Source organism: Nocardioides sp. NPDC006303 (assembly GCF_040613175.1).
Taxonomy (GTDB): domain Bacteria; phylum Actinomycetota; class Actinomycetes; order Propionibacteriales; family Nocardioidaceae; genus Nocardioides.
On sequence record NZ_JBEXRR010000021.1, the window covers coordinates 1 to 15,745 of the forward strand.

13 protein-coding genes are annotated in these 15,745 nt (G+C 68.9%); 4 read left to right on the plus strand and 9 right to left on the minus strand.

All coding sequences use genetic code 11. The annotated features are described in order from the left end of the window. Positions 1-134: 134 nt before the first annotated feature. From ABZY89_RS16855 to ABZY89_RS16890, 8 genes are all read right to left on the minus strand, one after another. Positions 135-1,007 carry an AraC family transcriptional regulator gene (locus ABZY89_RS16855; RefSeq protein ID WP_355228989.1) on the minus strand — a complete coding sequence of 291 codons (873 nt, stop codon included), beginning with the start codon at positions 1,005-1,007 and terminating at the stop codon, positions 135-137. A gap of 68 nt (positions 1,008-1,075) precedes the next feature. Next, the gene (locus ABZY89_RS16860) at positions 1,076-2,014 is read right to left on the minus strand and encodes an adenylate/guanylate cyclase domain-containing protein (RefSeq protein ID WP_355228991.1); all 939 of its coding nucleotides are present in this window, start codon (positions 2,012-2,014) and stop codon (positions 1,076-1,078) included. An 80-nt stretch (positions 2,015-2,094) separates the two neighbouring features. Next, positions 2,095-2,466 (minus strand): cyclic nucleotide-binding domain-containing protein, encoded by a 372-nt coding sequence (locus tag ABZY89_RS16865; RefSeq protein WP_355228993.1) that lies wholly within the window; start codon positions 2,464-2,466, stop codon positions 2,095-2,097. A gap of 104 nt (positions 2,467-2,570) precedes the next feature. Continuing rightward, positions 2,571-3,773, minus strand: a complete 1,203-nt coding sequence (locus tag ABZY89_RS16870; RefSeq protein ID WP_355228995.1) for an arginine deiminase — start codon at positions 3,771-3,773, stop codon at positions 2,571-2,573. A 25-nt stretch (positions 3,774-3,798) separates the two neighbouring features. Continuing rightward, complete coding sequence (locus tag ABZY89_RS16875; RefSeq protein ID WP_355018704.1) at positions 3,799-4,401, minus strand: TMEM165/GDT1 family protein; 603 nt, start codon at positions 4,399-4,401, stop codon at positions 3,799-3,801. A gap of 108 nt (positions 4,402-4,509) precedes the next feature. Further along, a complete protein-coding gene (larC, locus tag ABZY89_RS16880) occupies positions 4,510-5,742 on the minus strand; it encodes a nickel pincer cofactor biosynthesis protein LarC (protein WP_355228997.1) in 1,233 nt (410 codons plus the stop codon). Beyond that, positions 5,739-6,413, minus strand: a complete 675-nt coding sequence (gene larB, locus ABZY89_RS16885; protein ID WP_355228999.1) for a nickel pincer cofactor biosynthesis protein LarB — start codon at positions 6,411-6,413, stop codon at positions 5,739-5,741. Before larB ends, larC begins: the two co-directional genes overlap by 4 nt. Positions 6,414-6,416: 3 nt before the next feature. Then, positions 6,417-7,256: a prephenate dehydratase gene (locus ABZY89_RS16890; RefSeq protein ID WP_160025936.1), complete on the minus strand. Its 840-nt coding sequence runs from the start codon at positions 7,254-7,256 to the stop codon at positions 6,417-6,419. A 24-nt stretch (positions 7,257-7,280) separates the two neighbouring features. Between ABZY89_RS16890 and ABZY89_RS16895 the strand changes: the two genes are divergently transcribed. Further along, positions 7,281-7,691 carry a DUF4446 family protein gene (locus ABZY89_RS16895; RefSeq protein WP_355229001.1) on the plus strand — a complete coding sequence of 137 codons (411 nt, stop codon included), beginning with the start codon at positions 7,281-7,283 and terminating at the stop codon, positions 7,689-7,691. A 420-nt stretch (positions 7,692-8,111) separates the two neighbouring features. Here ABZY89_RS16895 and ABZY89_RS16900 read toward each other — a convergent pair whose 3' ends face one another. Continuing rightward, entirely contained in the window at positions 8,112-9,683 is a 1,572-nt protein-coding gene (locus ABZY89_RS16900) for a YegS/Rv2252/BmrU family lipid kinase (RefSeq protein ID WP_355229003.1), read from the minus strand. Between the two features lies 1 nt (position 9,684). On the opposite strand from ABZY89_RS16900, the gene ABZY89_RS16905 reads away from it, so the two are divergent. The 3 genes from ABZY89_RS16905 (at position 9,685) to ABZY89_RS16915 (ending at position 15,724) form a co-directional block, all read left to right on the plus strand. Next, positions 9,685-12,189 carry a calcium-binding protein gene (locus ABZY89_RS16905; protein WP_355229004.1) on the plus strand — a complete coding sequence of 835 codons (2,505 nt, stop codon included), beginning with the start codon at positions 9,685-9,687 and terminating at the stop codon, positions 12,187-12,189. A gap of 162 nt (positions 12,190-12,351) precedes the next feature. Then, entirely contained in the window at positions 12,352-14,937 is a 2,586-nt protein-coding gene (locus tag ABZY89_RS16910; protein ID WP_355229006.1) for a calcium-binding protein, read from the plus strand. Positions 14,938-15,037: 100 nt separating this feature from the next. Further along, positions 15,038-15,724: a peptidoglycan-binding domain-containing protein gene (locus ABZY89_RS16915; RefSeq protein WP_355229007.1), complete on the plus strand. Its 687-nt coding sequence runs from the start codon at positions 15,038-15,040 to the stop codon at positions 15,722-15,724. Positions 15,725-15,745 lie beyond the last annotated feature (21 nt).

Genomic DNA, 15,745 nt, shown 5'->3' on the forward strand with positions numbered 1-15,745 from the left:
GTCGACGCGGACCACAATCCGGTGCACGGACGTGTCGATCCGGCGCCGGTCACCGGTAGAGCTCCTCGTCGATGCTCGCCAGCCGCGTTCGTAACTGACGAATCCGGCTCGACCAGCAGTGGTTCGACCAGCGGCTACTGCTCCACCGGCAACCAGAGCTCGCACGAGGCGTACGTCTCGGTGAGCTCGAGGTAGCGCAGGACGGACGGCCCGGGGCGGAGCCGCCACGGGTTCGACGGGAACCAGTCGGTGGCGGTCGAGGCCCAGAGCCGCTGCAGCGTATCCGGATGCGGGCCGCTGGAGGTGAAGACCGCCCAGGAGCCGGCCGGCACGGTGATGCTGTCGAGCCCGTCCGGCACGGCAGCTGACGGCGTGACCGCGACCCCGTGCAGGTAGGTGATCATCGTCCCCTCCTGCGCGTCGGGCGACGGGGAGTCGGTGACGGCGAGGATGCCGCGCGGGTCGGTGTCGTTGAGCTCCTTGAGCCGAACGTGCTCCTCGGGCGCGATCGAGGCGATGTGTGTCTGGATGTGGGGGTTCACGCCCTCGTAGATCAGCGAGACCTTGGTGGCGTGGCCGACCAGCCGGAGCTCGGGCATGTCGATGATGGTGACGTCCATCGGGGTGCTCCCTTCGACGCTCAGACGGAACCTGAGCGTGGGTTGTGTGCGTAGCGGACCACCGGATCGGCGTACGTCGGCGGGAGTCGAACCGTGCACAGCACGGAACGCGCGCCCGAACGCCTCGGTCGAGCCGTAGCCGTAGCGCACCGCGACCTCCAGGAGGTCAGGGGCGCCGGCCACCAGGTCGGCCGCTGCCAGGGTCATCCGGCGGCGGCGTACGTATTCCGACAGGGGCATCCCGGCCAGCGCCGAGAACATCCGGCGCAGGTGGTACTCGGTGGTGCCGTGGTCGCGGGCGACCCGGGCCACGTCCACCTCGCCGGTGAGCCCGTTGCCGAGCTCTGCCTCGACCAGGTCGACCAGGGTGTTGAGCGTGCCGATCATGTGGTCCTCCTTTCGCCATCAAGCCTCGCCCGGGAGTAACCCCTGGCGCCCGACTTTCCTGGCCCGGTTCAGTCGGACCGCGAACGCAGCCGGAACGCCTGGAGGCGGGAGTAGCCCTTCACGCTCGTACGCCGCATCTTCTCGACCTGGAAGCCGTCGACGTCCTCGAGCGCGGCGGCGGCGTTCTCGTCGATGACCACCGACGAGGGCCGGGCGACGGTCGTGAGGCGGGCGGCGATGTTGACCGTCGGACCGAAGACGTCGCCGAGCCGGAGCACCACGTCGCCGTAGGATATCCCGGCTCTGACGTGCGGAAACGCGCTGTCGCGATCTTCTCCGAGGGCGGCCAGGTCCAGGGCGGTCCGGGCCGCGGCGGCGACGTCCTCGAAGGTGAAGAACACCCCGTCGCCGAGATACTTGATCACCCGTCCGCCGTGCTCGACGACGATGTCGGAGCAGGTGTCCTCGAACTCCTCGACCCAGTCGACCAGCTCCTTGTCGCTGAGCCGTTTGGAGCGGGAGGTGTAGCCGACGATGTCGAGGAAGCCGACCGCCAGCGGCACCGCGGAGGCGTCCGCGACGGTGAGCATCCGCCGCGCCGCGCTGACCAGATGGCGGCGCCAGACGTAGTCCTGCAGCGACTCGACCAGCGGCAGCACCTGCCCCGTCAGGGCGACCAGGTCCTCGACCTCGTCGCCGCCCCGCTCCCGGGCGACCTCGGCCAGCAGCGACGTCTGCCACTCGGCCAGGCGCGCGTAGGACCGTCCCCAGGTCCGCACGAGCGCCGCCTGGCGGTCCTCGCTGAGCACCCCGAGGCGTACGAGCTCCTGCGTCATCCGCAACGCCTCGACATCTGCGTCGGTGAAGGCGATCTCGTCCTCGCCCGCATGCGGGAAGCCGAGGTGGTGCCAGAGGTCCTCGGTGACCTCCATGGGTACGCCGGCAGCGTCCGCCACCTCGGCGCGGGTCAGCGTGGGCGTCTGGCCGAGGACGAAGGACTCGACCACGGCGAGCGCCTCGGCCAGCTCGATGTCTGCCTCACGGCTACGGCCTTGGCCGAGGCCCTCGTCAGCCTGGTCCTCGAGCGTCAGGAGTCGAACCTCTCCTTGGCGACCTTCTCCAGCGCCCGTGCGAACGTCGGCATCTCGACGGACAGCTGCTGCAGCTTGTCGGCGCTGAGGTGGATCAGGTCGAGCGGGGTGAGGGCGACGATGGAGGCCGTACGCAGCGAGCCCCTCAAGATCGCCGCCTCGCCGATGATGTCACCGGGGCCGCACTGGGCGATCTCCTCCTTGTCCCGGCGGACCGAGACGGTGCCGTCGAGGATGATGTAGGCCTTGTCCGGCGGGGTGTCCTCCCAGATCGGCGACCAGCCCTCGGGCAGGTGCACGCGGGTGCCGGTGGCGCTGATGTGCGCGATCTCCTTGGGCGTGAACATGGAGAAGAACGACTCGGTCACGAGGGTTTCCTTCGGGGTCGGCTGTGGGGTGGCTGCCGCGATGTGACGGCAGTTACAGAGATCAACGATGTTCGTCTACAGGGGTTACCCGCGGGTGTAGTTGTCTATGCGGGCAGCGGGTCGCGGGTGATCGGGCAGCTCATGCATCGCGGGCCGCCGCGACCGGAGCCCAGCTCGGAGCCGGCGATCGCGATGACCTCGATACCGGCAGCCTCCAGGGCTCCGTTGGTCTGGGTGTTGCGCTCGTACGCCACGACCACGCCCGGCGCCAGTGCCAGGGTGTTGTTGCCGTCGTCCCACTGCTCGCGCTCGGCGGCGACCGGGTCGAGACCGGTGTCGATGTGGTGGAGCTTGTCGATCCCCATCGCCTCGGCCGCGACCTCGAGGAACGGGCGCGGGGCCGCGATGTTCAGCTGGCCGTCGTCGCCCGCGGGGGTCACGGCGTACGCCACCAGCGAGTCGACCGCGTTCGGGTAGATCACCATCTTGTCGGTGTTCACCAGCGTGGCGATGGTGTCCAGGTGCATCGTCGCGCGCTCCTGCGCGATCGGCACCGCGAGCACGGTGTGGGCGAGTTCCTCGGCGAAGACCTGGCGGGCGAGCCGCTCGGCCCCGGCGGGGGTGGTGCGCTCGCCGACCCCGACCGCGACGACACCGGGAGCGACGAGGAGTACGTCGCCACCCTCGACGTGCTCCAGGTGGGCGCCATGCAGCCGCGGGCTGGCCTGGAAGCGCGGGTGGAACTGGTAGATCAGCTCGGTGAGCGCGGTCTCGCGCTTGCGAGCCGGCATCGCCAACGAGGTGACCGTGGCCCGATCGCGGATCCACACCGACGAGTCGCGGGTGAAGAGCAGGTTGGGGAGCGGGTCGATCAGGAAGTCGTCGTGGGCGAGGAGGCTGGTGACCAGGCCGTGGCCGCCGCGTACCTCGTCGTTGCGGACGCCGGCGGTCAGGTGGTCGGTCAGCTCGGCCGGTCCGGCCTCGGCGAGGGCACCGCTCAGGTAGTCGCGCAGGGTGTCGCCGAGGGTGAGCGAGCCGAGCACGTTCTCGAGCGCCAGCTTCCGCGCCTCGGGCACCTCGAGGGTCTCGGTGAGGAGGTCGGTCAGGTAGAGCACCTCGACGTCGCGATCCCGCAGCGCGGCCGCGAAGGCGTCGTGCTCGTCCTGTGCCCGCTTGACCCACGGGATGCCGTCGAAGAGCAGCTTGTCGTTGTTGCGCGGCGTCAGCCGGGTGAGCTCCCGGCCGGGCCGGTGGAGCATTACCGTACGCAGTCGTCCGACCTCGCTGTCGGCGCCAAGTTCAACCATGCCGGGCAGCCTAGGCGAACGCCGCTCAGGCGAACACCTCGACCAACGTCAGGATGCCCAGGACGAGGCAGACGACGGCTCCGACGTAGTGCAGGACGTGCAGCTTGATGAACCGGAGCAACGTACGTCCCAGCAGCACCGCGAGCCCCGAAACCGCCAGCAACGCGGCCCAGGAGCCGATGAAGACCGAGACCGGGTCGTGGTAGCGCGCCACCAGCGAGACGCTCAGCAGCTGGGAGAGGTCTCCCCACTCGGCCGCGAAGAGGACCATGAAGCTGGCCAGGACCTGGCGGAAGCCGCGTACGTCCTTCGCCTTCTCGGCGAACTCGCTGCCGTCGTCCTCGGACGCGGTGCCGTGGTGACGGCGCCCCTCGATGAACAGGAACACCGCGCCGCCGAGGAAGAGCAGGGCGGCGACGATGTGGATCAGGTCGGTCGGGAGGAGCGTCGCCACACCGCCGATCGCCACCGCGATGAGCGTCTGGACCGCGAACGCCGCACCCACACCGAGCCACACGAAGATCGGCCGGTACTTCGTCGACAGCACCAGCGTCGCCAGGAACGTCTTGTCCGGGAGCTCGACGACGAAGATCGCGGCGAAGGCCAGCGCGACCACGGTGATGTCCATCAGGGTTTCCGTTCCAGTTTCTTTACGTCCGGCTCATATCGTCGCACCGACCACCCTGCCGAGACGTCACCGCCGCAGGCCGAGACGTCACTGGCGTCGGCCGAGGCGTCACGGCGGTGCCCAGTCGGCCGACGTGCGTGACGTCTCGGCCGACGGGGCTGACGTCTCGGCTGCTGCTGCTTTGGCCTCGGCGAGTACGTCGATCGCCGGGCGATCGAGCGCGGCGGCAGCGCGCGCGACGTCGTCCCACTCGGGCTGCAGGTTGACGACCTCGCCGGCGAGGCGGGCGGCCTTGACCGCGATCCGCTGTCCCTCGACGCTCACGGTCAGCATCTCGCGGGGCAGGGCGTGCTTGACGACCTCGTGCTCGCGTACGCCGATCGTCGAGGTCTCCCGGAAGAACACCCGCCGGACCGCGTCGGCGGCATCGGGATGCGTGAGAGCGTGGAGGGTGTAGGCCGGTCGGCCCTTCTTCATCAGGATCGGGGTGACCCAAGCGTCGTTTGCGCCGGCGGCCAGAAGCGCGTCGAGGGCGCCCGGGATCAGTCGGGGCTCGAGATCGTCGATGTTCGCCTCGATGACGAGCTCGGTCGACGCACTTGCACCCGGCCGCACCGCTGAATCACCGATCAGCAGGCGCAGGGTGTTCGACCAGCCCTCCGGGTCCCGGCTGCCGGCACCCACGCCGATCGCTCGGGTCGTCATCGCCGGCTGGTCGCCCCAGGAGGTGGCGAGAGTGGCGAGGAGGGCGGCGCCCGTCGGCGTGCACAGCTCCATCTCGGGATGCCCGGGAGGCCCCGCGAAGGAAGGTACGTCGGTGAGCAGCCGCGCCACGGCCGGCGGCGGCACGGGGAGGGTGCCGTGGGCGGCCCGGATCGAGCCCGACCCGACCGCGACGGGCGAGACCACGACCTCGTCGGCGCCCAGATGCACGAAGCCGGCGCAGACCCCGACGACGTCGGCGATCGCGTCCAGCGCCCCGACCTCGTGGAAGTGGACCTCCTCGGGAGAGATCCCGTGGACGGCGCCTTCGGCCTCGGCCAGCCGCTCGAAGACCCGCAACGCCAGGTCACGCACGGCGCCGTCGAGAGCCGCGCCGGTCAGCAGTGCGCGGACGTCGGTCCAGGTGCGGTGATGGACCGAGTCGGCGATCTCGACGTGACACCGGGTCGCGGCCAGCGCGCCACGGGTCACGGGCGACGCCGCGAGACCCACCGGCTCGGGAGCGACCGCATCCACGGCCGAGGCGATCACCGAGAGAGGCACGCCGGCGCCGACGAGCGCGCCGAGCAGCATGTCCCCCGAGGCTCCGGAGGACGCGTCGACCCAGACGACGCTCATCGAGCCCGCCGCGCGATCCGGGCCGCCGCGACGCCGGCACCGTAGCCGTTGTCGATGTTGACCACGGTCACGCCCGGGGCACACGAGTTGAGCATCGCCAGCAGCGCAGCCAGCCCACCGAAGGAGGCGCCGTAGCCGACCGACGTCGGCACCCCGATCATCGGTACTCCGACCAGCCCGCCGACCACTGAGGGCAGGGCACCTTCCATCCCCGCGACGACGATCAGGCAGTCGGCGTCGTCGAGCCGGTCGCGTACGGCCATCAGGCGGTGGATCCCGGCGACGCCGACGTCGGTGATCCGCTCGACACCGGCGCCGTGGACCCGTGCCGCGAGCGCGGCCTCGGCCGCGACCGGCCCGTCGGAGGTCCCGGCGGCGACGACGCACACCCGGCCGTGCGGGGTCGGCAGCGGCCCGAGCGTGACCGCACGGGCCTCGGCATCGTGAACCGCCGTCGGCAGCTCGGCCGCGACCCGGGCGGCCGCCTCGGCGGAGACCCTGGTGGCCAGGACCGCGCGCGAGGGATGCGCCTCGTGCAGTCGGCGAAGGATCGCGACGACCTGGTCGGGGGTCTTGCCGTCGGCGTACACGACCTCGGGGTCACCGGTGCGTCGCTCCCGGTCGAGGTCGACGCGGGCGAACCCGAGGTCGGCGGTCGGCTCGTCCGACATCGCTCAGAACCGCGCCGGGTCGGCGGGGTAGACCCCCAGCAGCTTCACGTCGGTGGTGAAGAAGGCCAGCTCCTCCAGCGCCCGCTTCAGCCCCGGCTGGTCCGGGTGACCGTCGACCTCGGCGAGGAACTGGGTGGCGGTGAACTTCCCATCCACCATGTAGGACTCCAGCTTGGTCATGTTGACGCCGTTGGTCGCGAAGCCGCCGAGCGCCTTGTAGAGGGCCGCCGGGAGGTTGCGTACGTTGAAGATGAACGAGGTCACCACCGGACCCGCGTCGGCGGGGGCCTGGATGAAGTCGGGCGAGAGCACCACGAAGCGGGTGGTGTTGTGGTCGGCGTCCTCGATGTCGGTGGCGAGCACGTCCAGCCCGTAGATCGAGGCGGCCAGCGGCGGAGAGATCGCTGCCATCGTCGGGTCGCCGGCCTCGATCACCTCGCGCGCGGCACCGGCGGTGTCACCGGAGACCACCGGCGTGAAGCCGTGCTCCCGGATGATGTTGCGGCACTGGCCCAGCGCGTGGACGTGGGAGTGGACCGTACGGATGTCGTCCAGGTGGGCGCCCGGAAGCCCGAGCAGGTGGAACCTGATCCGCAGGTAGTGCTCGGCGATGATGTGCAGGTTGGACTCGGGGAGGAAGTGGTGGATGTCGGCCACCCGCCCGGCCAGGGAGTTGTCGATCGGGATCATCGCCAGCGACGCCTCACCCGCCTCGACGGTCGCAAAGACGTCCTCGAACGAGGCGCACGGCACCGACTCCAGCTCGGGGTAGTGCCGCTGGCACACCATGTGTGAGTTGGACCCTGGTTCGCCCTGATAGGCGATGCGATGTGGCTCGGACACAGCGACAGTCTAGATTCGCCCGATGTGGTCGCTCTTGCAATTCTCAGTCTGCTGACAGCAATCGCCGCTCTGGTCCTCGCCGGAGCGGCCTGGCAGAAGACGAAGGACGTACGTCGCCCCGACCCTGCCGCCGTCGAGTCGCTGCCGACCGACGTCGCCGGTCTGCGCGCCGAGGTCGCGGCCCTGCGCGCGGAGTCGGCGATGAACCTGCGCCATCTCGCGGTCGTGCGCTTCGACGCCTTCGGAGATGCCGGCGGCCACCTGAGCTGGTGCCTTGCGCTGCTCGACGACAACGGCGACGGGGTCGTGCTCACCTCGATCCACGGCCGCACCGAGGCCAGGTCGTACGCGAAGAGCATCAGCGCCTGGAAGTCGTCCCAGCTGATGTCGCCCGAGGAGACCGAGGCCGTCCAGCAGGCCAAACCCAAGAGCTGACCCGGGCTGACCCGGCTGATCCGGGCCCGAAAACGACGCCGGCACGCTCGGGCGTGGCGGGGGAACCGTTCCGAGCGTGCCGGTTTTCAAACCCGGGCTGCGGGTGGGACGGCCCGGGAGTCGACCACTGGTCGCGGGGGATTTCCGACCAGTGTGTGGGTCTTGCCACGTCGTCGGCCGGAGTCAGGCTTGAGCCCGGTCGAAGACGACGACTCGGCTCACGCCGAGTCGTGTCAGACACCTTATGAACATTTACTTGTCAACAAGACATCTGTGTCGGCGAGTCGGCTCGGTTTTGCCACGAGAATCGACGCCAAACGTGCTGAAAACACGCAGAAAGAGGGACTTTGGGCCCGGATTCCCGGGACGTTCGGCCCCGCCGCGTGTCGTTTGGATTCGGGACCGAATCGGGACTGGTTGTCAGCGTGGCACGCGGACGAGCAGGCGCCCGGGAAGGCACTGCATGCGGAGCTCGCGACCCTCGGAGATCGTGTCGCCGTCGAGCTGCCGTGGCTGGTCGTGGTTGGTCCGGATCACGACGCTGGCGCCGGTCATTCGGTTGACCAGATTGTCGGTGCGCGGCCGCTTGCTCAGCACCCGGACCGCGAGCGGGAGCCAGGACCAGAATCGCTGCGGATAGAGCAGCACCACGTCGATGAGGCCGTCGTCGAGCGCGGCCGCCGGCAGCAGCGGCATGTTGGCCTGGAGGTAGCCGACGTTGCCGACCACGACCGTGCGCGCCCGGTGCCTGGTGAATTCGCCGTCGTCGACGGAGATCTCCAGCCGCATCGCCGGGAACATCAGGCTCTTGAACGCGGAGAGGACGTACGCCATCCAGCCGATCCGCTTCTTGATGTCCTCGTTGACGCCGCTCATGATCGCGGCGTCGAAGCCCATCCCGGCCATGACCAGGAAGTTGGTGTCCTCGATGTTGTCGCCCGAGACCTCGACCAGGTCGATCGCCTGGTCCTGCCCGGTGAGCGCGACGTCGATCGCGGCGCGGATGTAGAGCGGGATCGACAGGTTGCGGGCGAGCAGGTTGCCGGTGCCGCCGGGGACGATCCCGACCGCGATGCCGGTGCCGGCCAGGGCGGAGCAGACCTCGCGTACGGTGCCGTCGCCGCCACAGACGAGGACCAGGTCGGCGCCCTCCGCCTGAGCCGCCAGCGCCATCCCCTTGCCCGGGTCGTCGACCGTGGTCAGGTGCCAGGTCGGCGGCTTCCAGCCGGACTCCTTGGCCATCGTGGTGACCATCGTCTTGAAGTGCTCGACCGACTCGACCTTGATCGGGTTGAGGACGACCGCGATCTTCCGGTTGCCGCGGACCGAGTCGACCAGCGGCCGCCGCCCCAGCGCGTGCGAGGCGGGCAGCGGCGTGTAGAGCGCCATGCCGAGGAAGACGGCGCCGGCGGCGAAGAGGATCCCGCCGATCACGTCGGAGGGATAGTGGCGTCCGAGGAAGACCCGGTCGGCGGCGACCAGCACGACCAGCACGATGAGGCCGGTGTAGGCCAGGCGGCGGATGCCGCGGCGGCGTACGAACATCGTCACGACCACCGCGATCACGCCCGCCAGCACCGCGATCCCGGTGGCATGACCGGACGGGTACGAAGGCGACTCGTGGAACCACGACGCCAGCTGCCACGCGGGCCGGTCCCGGTCGACGAGCAGCACCACCGCGCGGCGTACGACCAGGGTGATCACCACGACGCCGAACACGTAGACCGCGGCGCGCGGGTACGTCCGGAACAGCCCCGCGGCGACCAGCAGCGCGACGCCGACAGCGAGATACCACTCGGTGCCCACCTCGACGACGTGCCAGAAGTCGAGCATCCAACCGTTCTCCGCGGTCACCTCCGTCGCGTCCCAGCCGAGCTCGTCGATCGTCGAGACCAGCGGCCACCCGTTGATCCCCGCGATCCCGATCAGGGCGCACAGAGCGAACAGCGAAGCCGCCCAGAGCAGCAGGGCACGGCGCGAAAGGTCAAGCACGGTGAGTCAGTATGCGCGATACGTCTTCCACACAGTGAATGAACGGGCTGGACAAAACCGCGGGGAGGGCATGACTGAGACCGCTATCGTTCGCTCTCCGCGCATGATTCGGGTCGGCGCCGGCACCCCTCGGTCCCTCGTCGTTGTGAGGTCTCTCATGCGCTCTCGCGCCTCCTCGTACGCCCTCCTCGGGCTCCTGTCCGTCCCCGCCGCCGCCCTCGGTGTCGGTGGTCTCCTCGCCGGCTCCGCCGCCGCGGCAGAAGGTGAGTGTGGCGGCAAGACCGTCACCGTCGACCTCGGCGTCGGGGGTCAGGCGCCGACCGAGGGTGACGACGTCATCGCCGTCCCGGCAGGCGTCGCTGTCGATGCCATGGGTGGCAACGACTGGATCTGCGTCCAGGGGGAGGGCGCCGCGGACATCGTCGGTGGCCCGGGTGATGACACGATCTACCCCAGGTACAGGAACCGCGTGAACGCCGGCGAGGGAAACGACACGATCGACGGCGACTTCCTGACGCTCGACGCGGGTGCCGGACACGACGTCATCTTCGGCGGGATGCAGTTTCTGTTTGTCACCGCCAAGGGAGGTGATGGCGACGACACGTTCCACGCGGGTTCCACCGCCGGCGCCTTCGACGGACAGGGTGGCGCCGACACCTTCTACGGTGGTCCGGACAAAGACAGAAGCTACGGCGGTGCCGGAGACGACCGGATCTACGGTGCGGACGGTGACGACAACCTCAGGGGCGACGGCGGCGCCGACACCGTGCTCGGAGGAAGCGGCGCAGACCAGATATCCGTGACGGACGTCGACGCGGTGGGAGATGTCATCGACGCCGGTCCCGACGACGCATCGGTGGACAAGCTCGACCTCGACCAGGGTCTCGTGCCCTCGGGCACAGGCATCGAACTCCACATGGCGTCCGGAACGAGCAGCTGGGGCGTCACCATGGCGGGCTTCGAGTCGGTGGTCGGCACCGATCACGCCGACGTGATCACCGGCACCGACGCTGACGACACCATCGATGCGGCCGGCGGGGGCGACCAGGTAGACGGATCCGAGGGCGCCGACGTCGTTCTCGGTGGTGCCGGTGGTGATGTCCTCGAAGGCGGGCAGGGCAAGGATCGTGTGGAGGCAGGAGACGGCGCTGACCTTGTCTACGGCGAGCGCGGGAACAACTACGACTCAGGCGTGGGAGACGACGACCTCTTGTTCGGCGGTCCTGGAGACGACGAGATGAGCGGGTACGTCGGCAACGACCTTGTCGACGGCGGCGAAGGTCACGACGAACTGGACGGAGACGACGGTGCGGACACCGTCATCGGCGCTGGTGGCGACGACCTCATCTACGGGTGGGGTGGTGATGATCGCCTGGACGGCGGCACCGGTACGGACGAGGTCGACGGTGGCAAGGGCGCGAACGTGATCCTGGGCGGCGCCGGCGAAGATTTCCTGAACGGGAACAGCGGCTCAAAGGTCACGATCGACGGTGGTCTCGGCGACGACCAGATCGTAGGTTCGCAGGGCAATGATCTGGTGCGTGACAGCGGTGGTAGCAACAAGATCTCGGCGCTCGGCGGCAACGACCGAATCGAGGGTGGCTCGGGAACCGACATCGTCTATGGCGGGCACGGCGCTGACACTCTCTACGGGAATGCCGGCAACGACTTCCTGACGGGTGGCGCTCATGACGGCACGACCGAAGATGCGGCCGTTGATCGCCTCGTCGGGGGCGCCGGCGATGACGAACTCCGCGGGGATGCCGGAAACGACGTGATTGCGGGTGACTCGGGTTATGACCACCTCGAGGGTGGAAGCGGCAACGACTCCCTCGATGGCGGCTCGAGCAATGACACGATCCGCGGCGACAGCGGGAACGACCTGATCGTCGGCGGGACCGGAAACGACCAGATCACTGGTGGATCCGGTGCGGACACGTCCTCGTACTCGAGTGCCTCGGGTGCGGTCAACGTCTCGCTCGCCGCGGGGGCTGCCCGAGCGACGGGGGCGGCTGGGACAGATGCCATGGATCAGATCGAGAGCGTCACGGGATCTCGGTATGGAGATCGCCTCCGCGGAAACGCCGGCGGCAACGTCCTTCTGGGCGGAGGCGGGTCCGACACCATCCTCCCGAAGGGCGGCAACGACCGCGTCGACGGCGGCGCAGGGACGGACACTCTCTCGTACGCAGATCAGTGGAGTCGTGTGAAGGTCTCGCTCGCGACGACGGCTCATCAGGTGACCGGGGCTGGCAGTGATGCCATCCGCAACATCGAGAACCTGGTGGGAACGGAGTACGCCGACGTCCTGAGCGGCAATGCCCTGGTCAATGTGATCACCGGCGGTCAAGGGGCCGACAAGATCTACGGCGGCAGGGGTAGCGACAAGCTCTACGGCAACTTCGGCACGGATGCCCTTCACGGCGGCCTCGGGACGGACTACGGCAATGGCGGCTTGGGCAGAGACTCGTGGACGTCGATCGAGCGCAAGGTCAGCCTTCCGTGATTCGTGAGTCCGTTGTGCGCGAAACGTCTTCCACACAGTCGATGAACGGGCTGGACAAAAGCCGAGGCAGTGGCCGAAGGAAAGCGCTATCGTGCGCTTTCCGCGCATGATTCGGGTCGGCGCCGGCACCCCTCGGTCCCTCGTCGTTGTGAGGTCTTTCTCATGCGCTCTCGCGCCTCCGCGTACGCCCTCCTCGGGCTCCTGTCCGTCCCCGCCGTCGCACTCGGCGTCGGCGGCCTCCTCGCCGGCTCCGCCGCCGCGGCAGAAGGTGAGTGTGGCGGCAAGCCCGTCACCGTCGACCTCTCGGTTGAAGGTCAGGTCCCAACCGAAGGCGATGACGTCATCGCCGTTCCGCCGGCAGTGTCCGTCGACGCGCTGGGCGGTCACGACACCATCTGTGTCCAGGGCCAGGGCACGGCGACCATCGTCGGCGGGCTCGGCGACGACACCATCCACTCCTACTACGGCAATAGGGTCGATGCGGGTGAGGGGAACGACACGATCAGCGGCGGCTTCGTCGGCCTCGACGCGGGTCCCGGAAATGACGTCATCCATGGCGGTAAGCAGCCGCTCCACGTCGCCGGCGGGGCCAAGGGCGGAGAGGGCGACGACACCTTCCACGCGGGAACCACCGGTGGCGTCTTTGACGGGCAGGGCGGCACCGACACCTTCTTCGGCGGCCCTGGTCGCGACATCGGCTACGGCGGGGCTGGAGACGATCGGCTCTACGGCGCGGACGGTGACGACAGCCTCCGCGGAGATGCAGGTGCCGATCTCATCGACGGCGGCGTCGGTGCGGACTGGCTCAGGGGCAATGCGGACGCCGACACTGTGCTCGGCGGCGAGGGCGCTGACCGGATCACGGTGAACGACGCGAGCGCGTCAGGGGATGTCTTCGATGCCGGTTCCGCCGATACCGCGACGGACGAACTCGACCTCGCTCCCGATCTCGACGCCAACCCGTCAGTGACGGCCATCGAGCTCGACATGGCGTCCGGCGCCAACAGCTGGGGCATCACCCTGGCCGGGTTCGAGTCGGTGGTCGGAACCCGCCACGCCGACGTGATCACTGGTACGAGCGGTGACGACACGATCGACGGTTACGAGGGCGACGACACGATCGACGCGGGGGCAGGTGACGACACGGTCCTGGGCTACCGCGGCAACGACCGCCTGGTCGGTGGCTTCGGCAACGACATCCTCCGTGCGGAGAGCGGCGACGACAACATCGAGGCTGGTAGCGGTGACGATGTCGTCGAGGCCGGTGCCGGCGACGACCGGGTAAGTGGCGGCGACGGCCAGGACACGCTCAACGACGGGTCGGGCGACGACGTCGTTCGAGGCGACGAAGGCGACGACACGCTCACGCCTACGCCCTACGGAGGCGACAACTTCGACCAGCTCTACGGTGACGGCGGAAACGACACCATCACAGGTGGGGCGTTTGGTGACGACACCATCCGCGGCGGCGACGGCAACGACATCCTGAGCGGCGGCACCGGAGCATCGGTCATCCTCGGTGGCCGCGAGGACGACATCATCACGATCGGCCGCGCTGAGCGGTCAGCCGAGAACGCCTTCGGCGAGGACGGCAACGACACGATCCACGTCGGCCAGTTCGGGGGCGTGGCTGAGGGTGGCAACGGCAACGACGTCATCCACGGCGGCTCTGGCTCACTCAACGCCTCAGGGGATGCCGGCGACGACAAGATCTACGGTGCTGCGGCCTCCAACTACATCAGGGGTGGCGCGGGGAACGATCTCATCGAGGGCGGGGCCGGCAAGGACGTGCTGATCGGCAGTTCCGGCGTTGACTCGATCCATGGTCAGGGAGAAGCAGACGAGATCTACGGCGACGAGGACCATTACAGCCCCACCGTCGGATCCACGGACAGCATCGATGGCGGGGACGGAAACGACACGATCAAGGCCGGCCCCGGCAACGACACCGTGAGTGCGGGAGAGGGCGCGGACTCCGTCGTCGGTGAAGCCGGTAACGACCGAGTCCTCGGCGGAGGAGGCAACGACCGTCTGAAGGGAGACGCCGGCAACGACGCGATCGAGGGCGGCAGCGGCAACGACACCCTGGAGGGTGGAAACGACACCGACTCGCTGCGCGGCGACAGCGGCGACGACGTACTGGCGGGCAACTCCGGCAACGACTCCCTGAACGGCGGCACGGGCATCGACACCGCGTCGTACGTCACGGCCTACAACCCGGTGACGGTGACGATGTCCAAGGCGACCGGGGGTGGCGGCACCGACACGCTCGCGGGAATGCAGAACCTGAAGGGCAGCCCCTACTCGGATCGCCTCGTCGGCGACGGCGGCGCCAACGTACTTCTTGGCGGAGCCGGCAGTGACACGATCTTCCCCGGCCTCGGCAACGACCGCGCGGAGGGCGGCTCGGGCGCCGACACCGTCTCGTACTCGAACGTACGCAACGGGGTGAAGGTCGCGCTCAACACGACCTCGGTGCAGTCGACCGGGGCGGGAGCGGATCGTCTGCTGACCTTCGAGCGTGTGACCGGCACGAACTACGCCGACGTCCTGCGGGGCAACAGCGGAGCCAACAAGCTGGTCGGCCTCGGCGGTTCGGACCGGATCGAGGGCGGCTCGGGCAACGACTCGCTCTACGGCCATTCGGGCAACGACCGCCTCTACGGCGGCTACGGCCGTGACTACGGTGACGGTGGTACGGGCAGCGACAGCAGCTCGTCCGTCGAGCGGCGCGTACGCATTCCGTAGTCCCAGAGGTACGGGAGAGGTACGGGTTCGGGCGGTATCACCGGTTGGCGACACTGCCCCTTTCGAGTTCCGAGCACATGAATCGAGAGGGATCCATACAGTGAAGACATCGGTGCGGTTGCGCATGGGCGGACTGCTCGCAGCGGCGGCTGTGGCAACAGGCGGTCTGGTGGCCGTGGACGCGGGCACGGCGCCGGCGGAGGCCGCGGTCAGCTGCACGATCAGCAGCCCGAAGACCGTACGTCCCGGCAACACCGGCAGCTGCGTGAAGCTGCTCCAGCAGGTGCTTGGCGGGCTCAAGCCGGACGGTTCGTTCGGGTCCGCCACGACCGCCCGGGTGAAGAACTACCAGCGGGCGAAGGGGTTGGCGGACGACGGCATCGTCGGGTCGCGTACGTGGTCGAAGATCAAGGCGGGCATGTCCGGAGCGGGCACGCTCATCACCTCGGGAAGCACCGCGAACTGGTACGCATGCCTCATCGTCCGTGGCGGCTCGTCGATCCGCTACACGGTCACCAACAAGCGCAGCACCTCGTGGAAGCAGGCCTACATCTACGCCAGCAGGGCGAGCGGGCTGATCCGAGGCACGATCGCCAGCAAGGGTTCCCGCTCGACCGCGTCGAACCCCTCGGGCTTCCCGAAGACGTACAACACGACGGCCGCGTACGTCACCTACACGAAGGCCAACTACCACACCAACGACTCCTACGGCTACAACTTCACCGACGTGACGGTCTACCGCTCGTTCCTGCGCCCGTGCGGCAAGACCAGCCCGGTCTACTGGTGACCGGCCGATTACTGAAGTGAG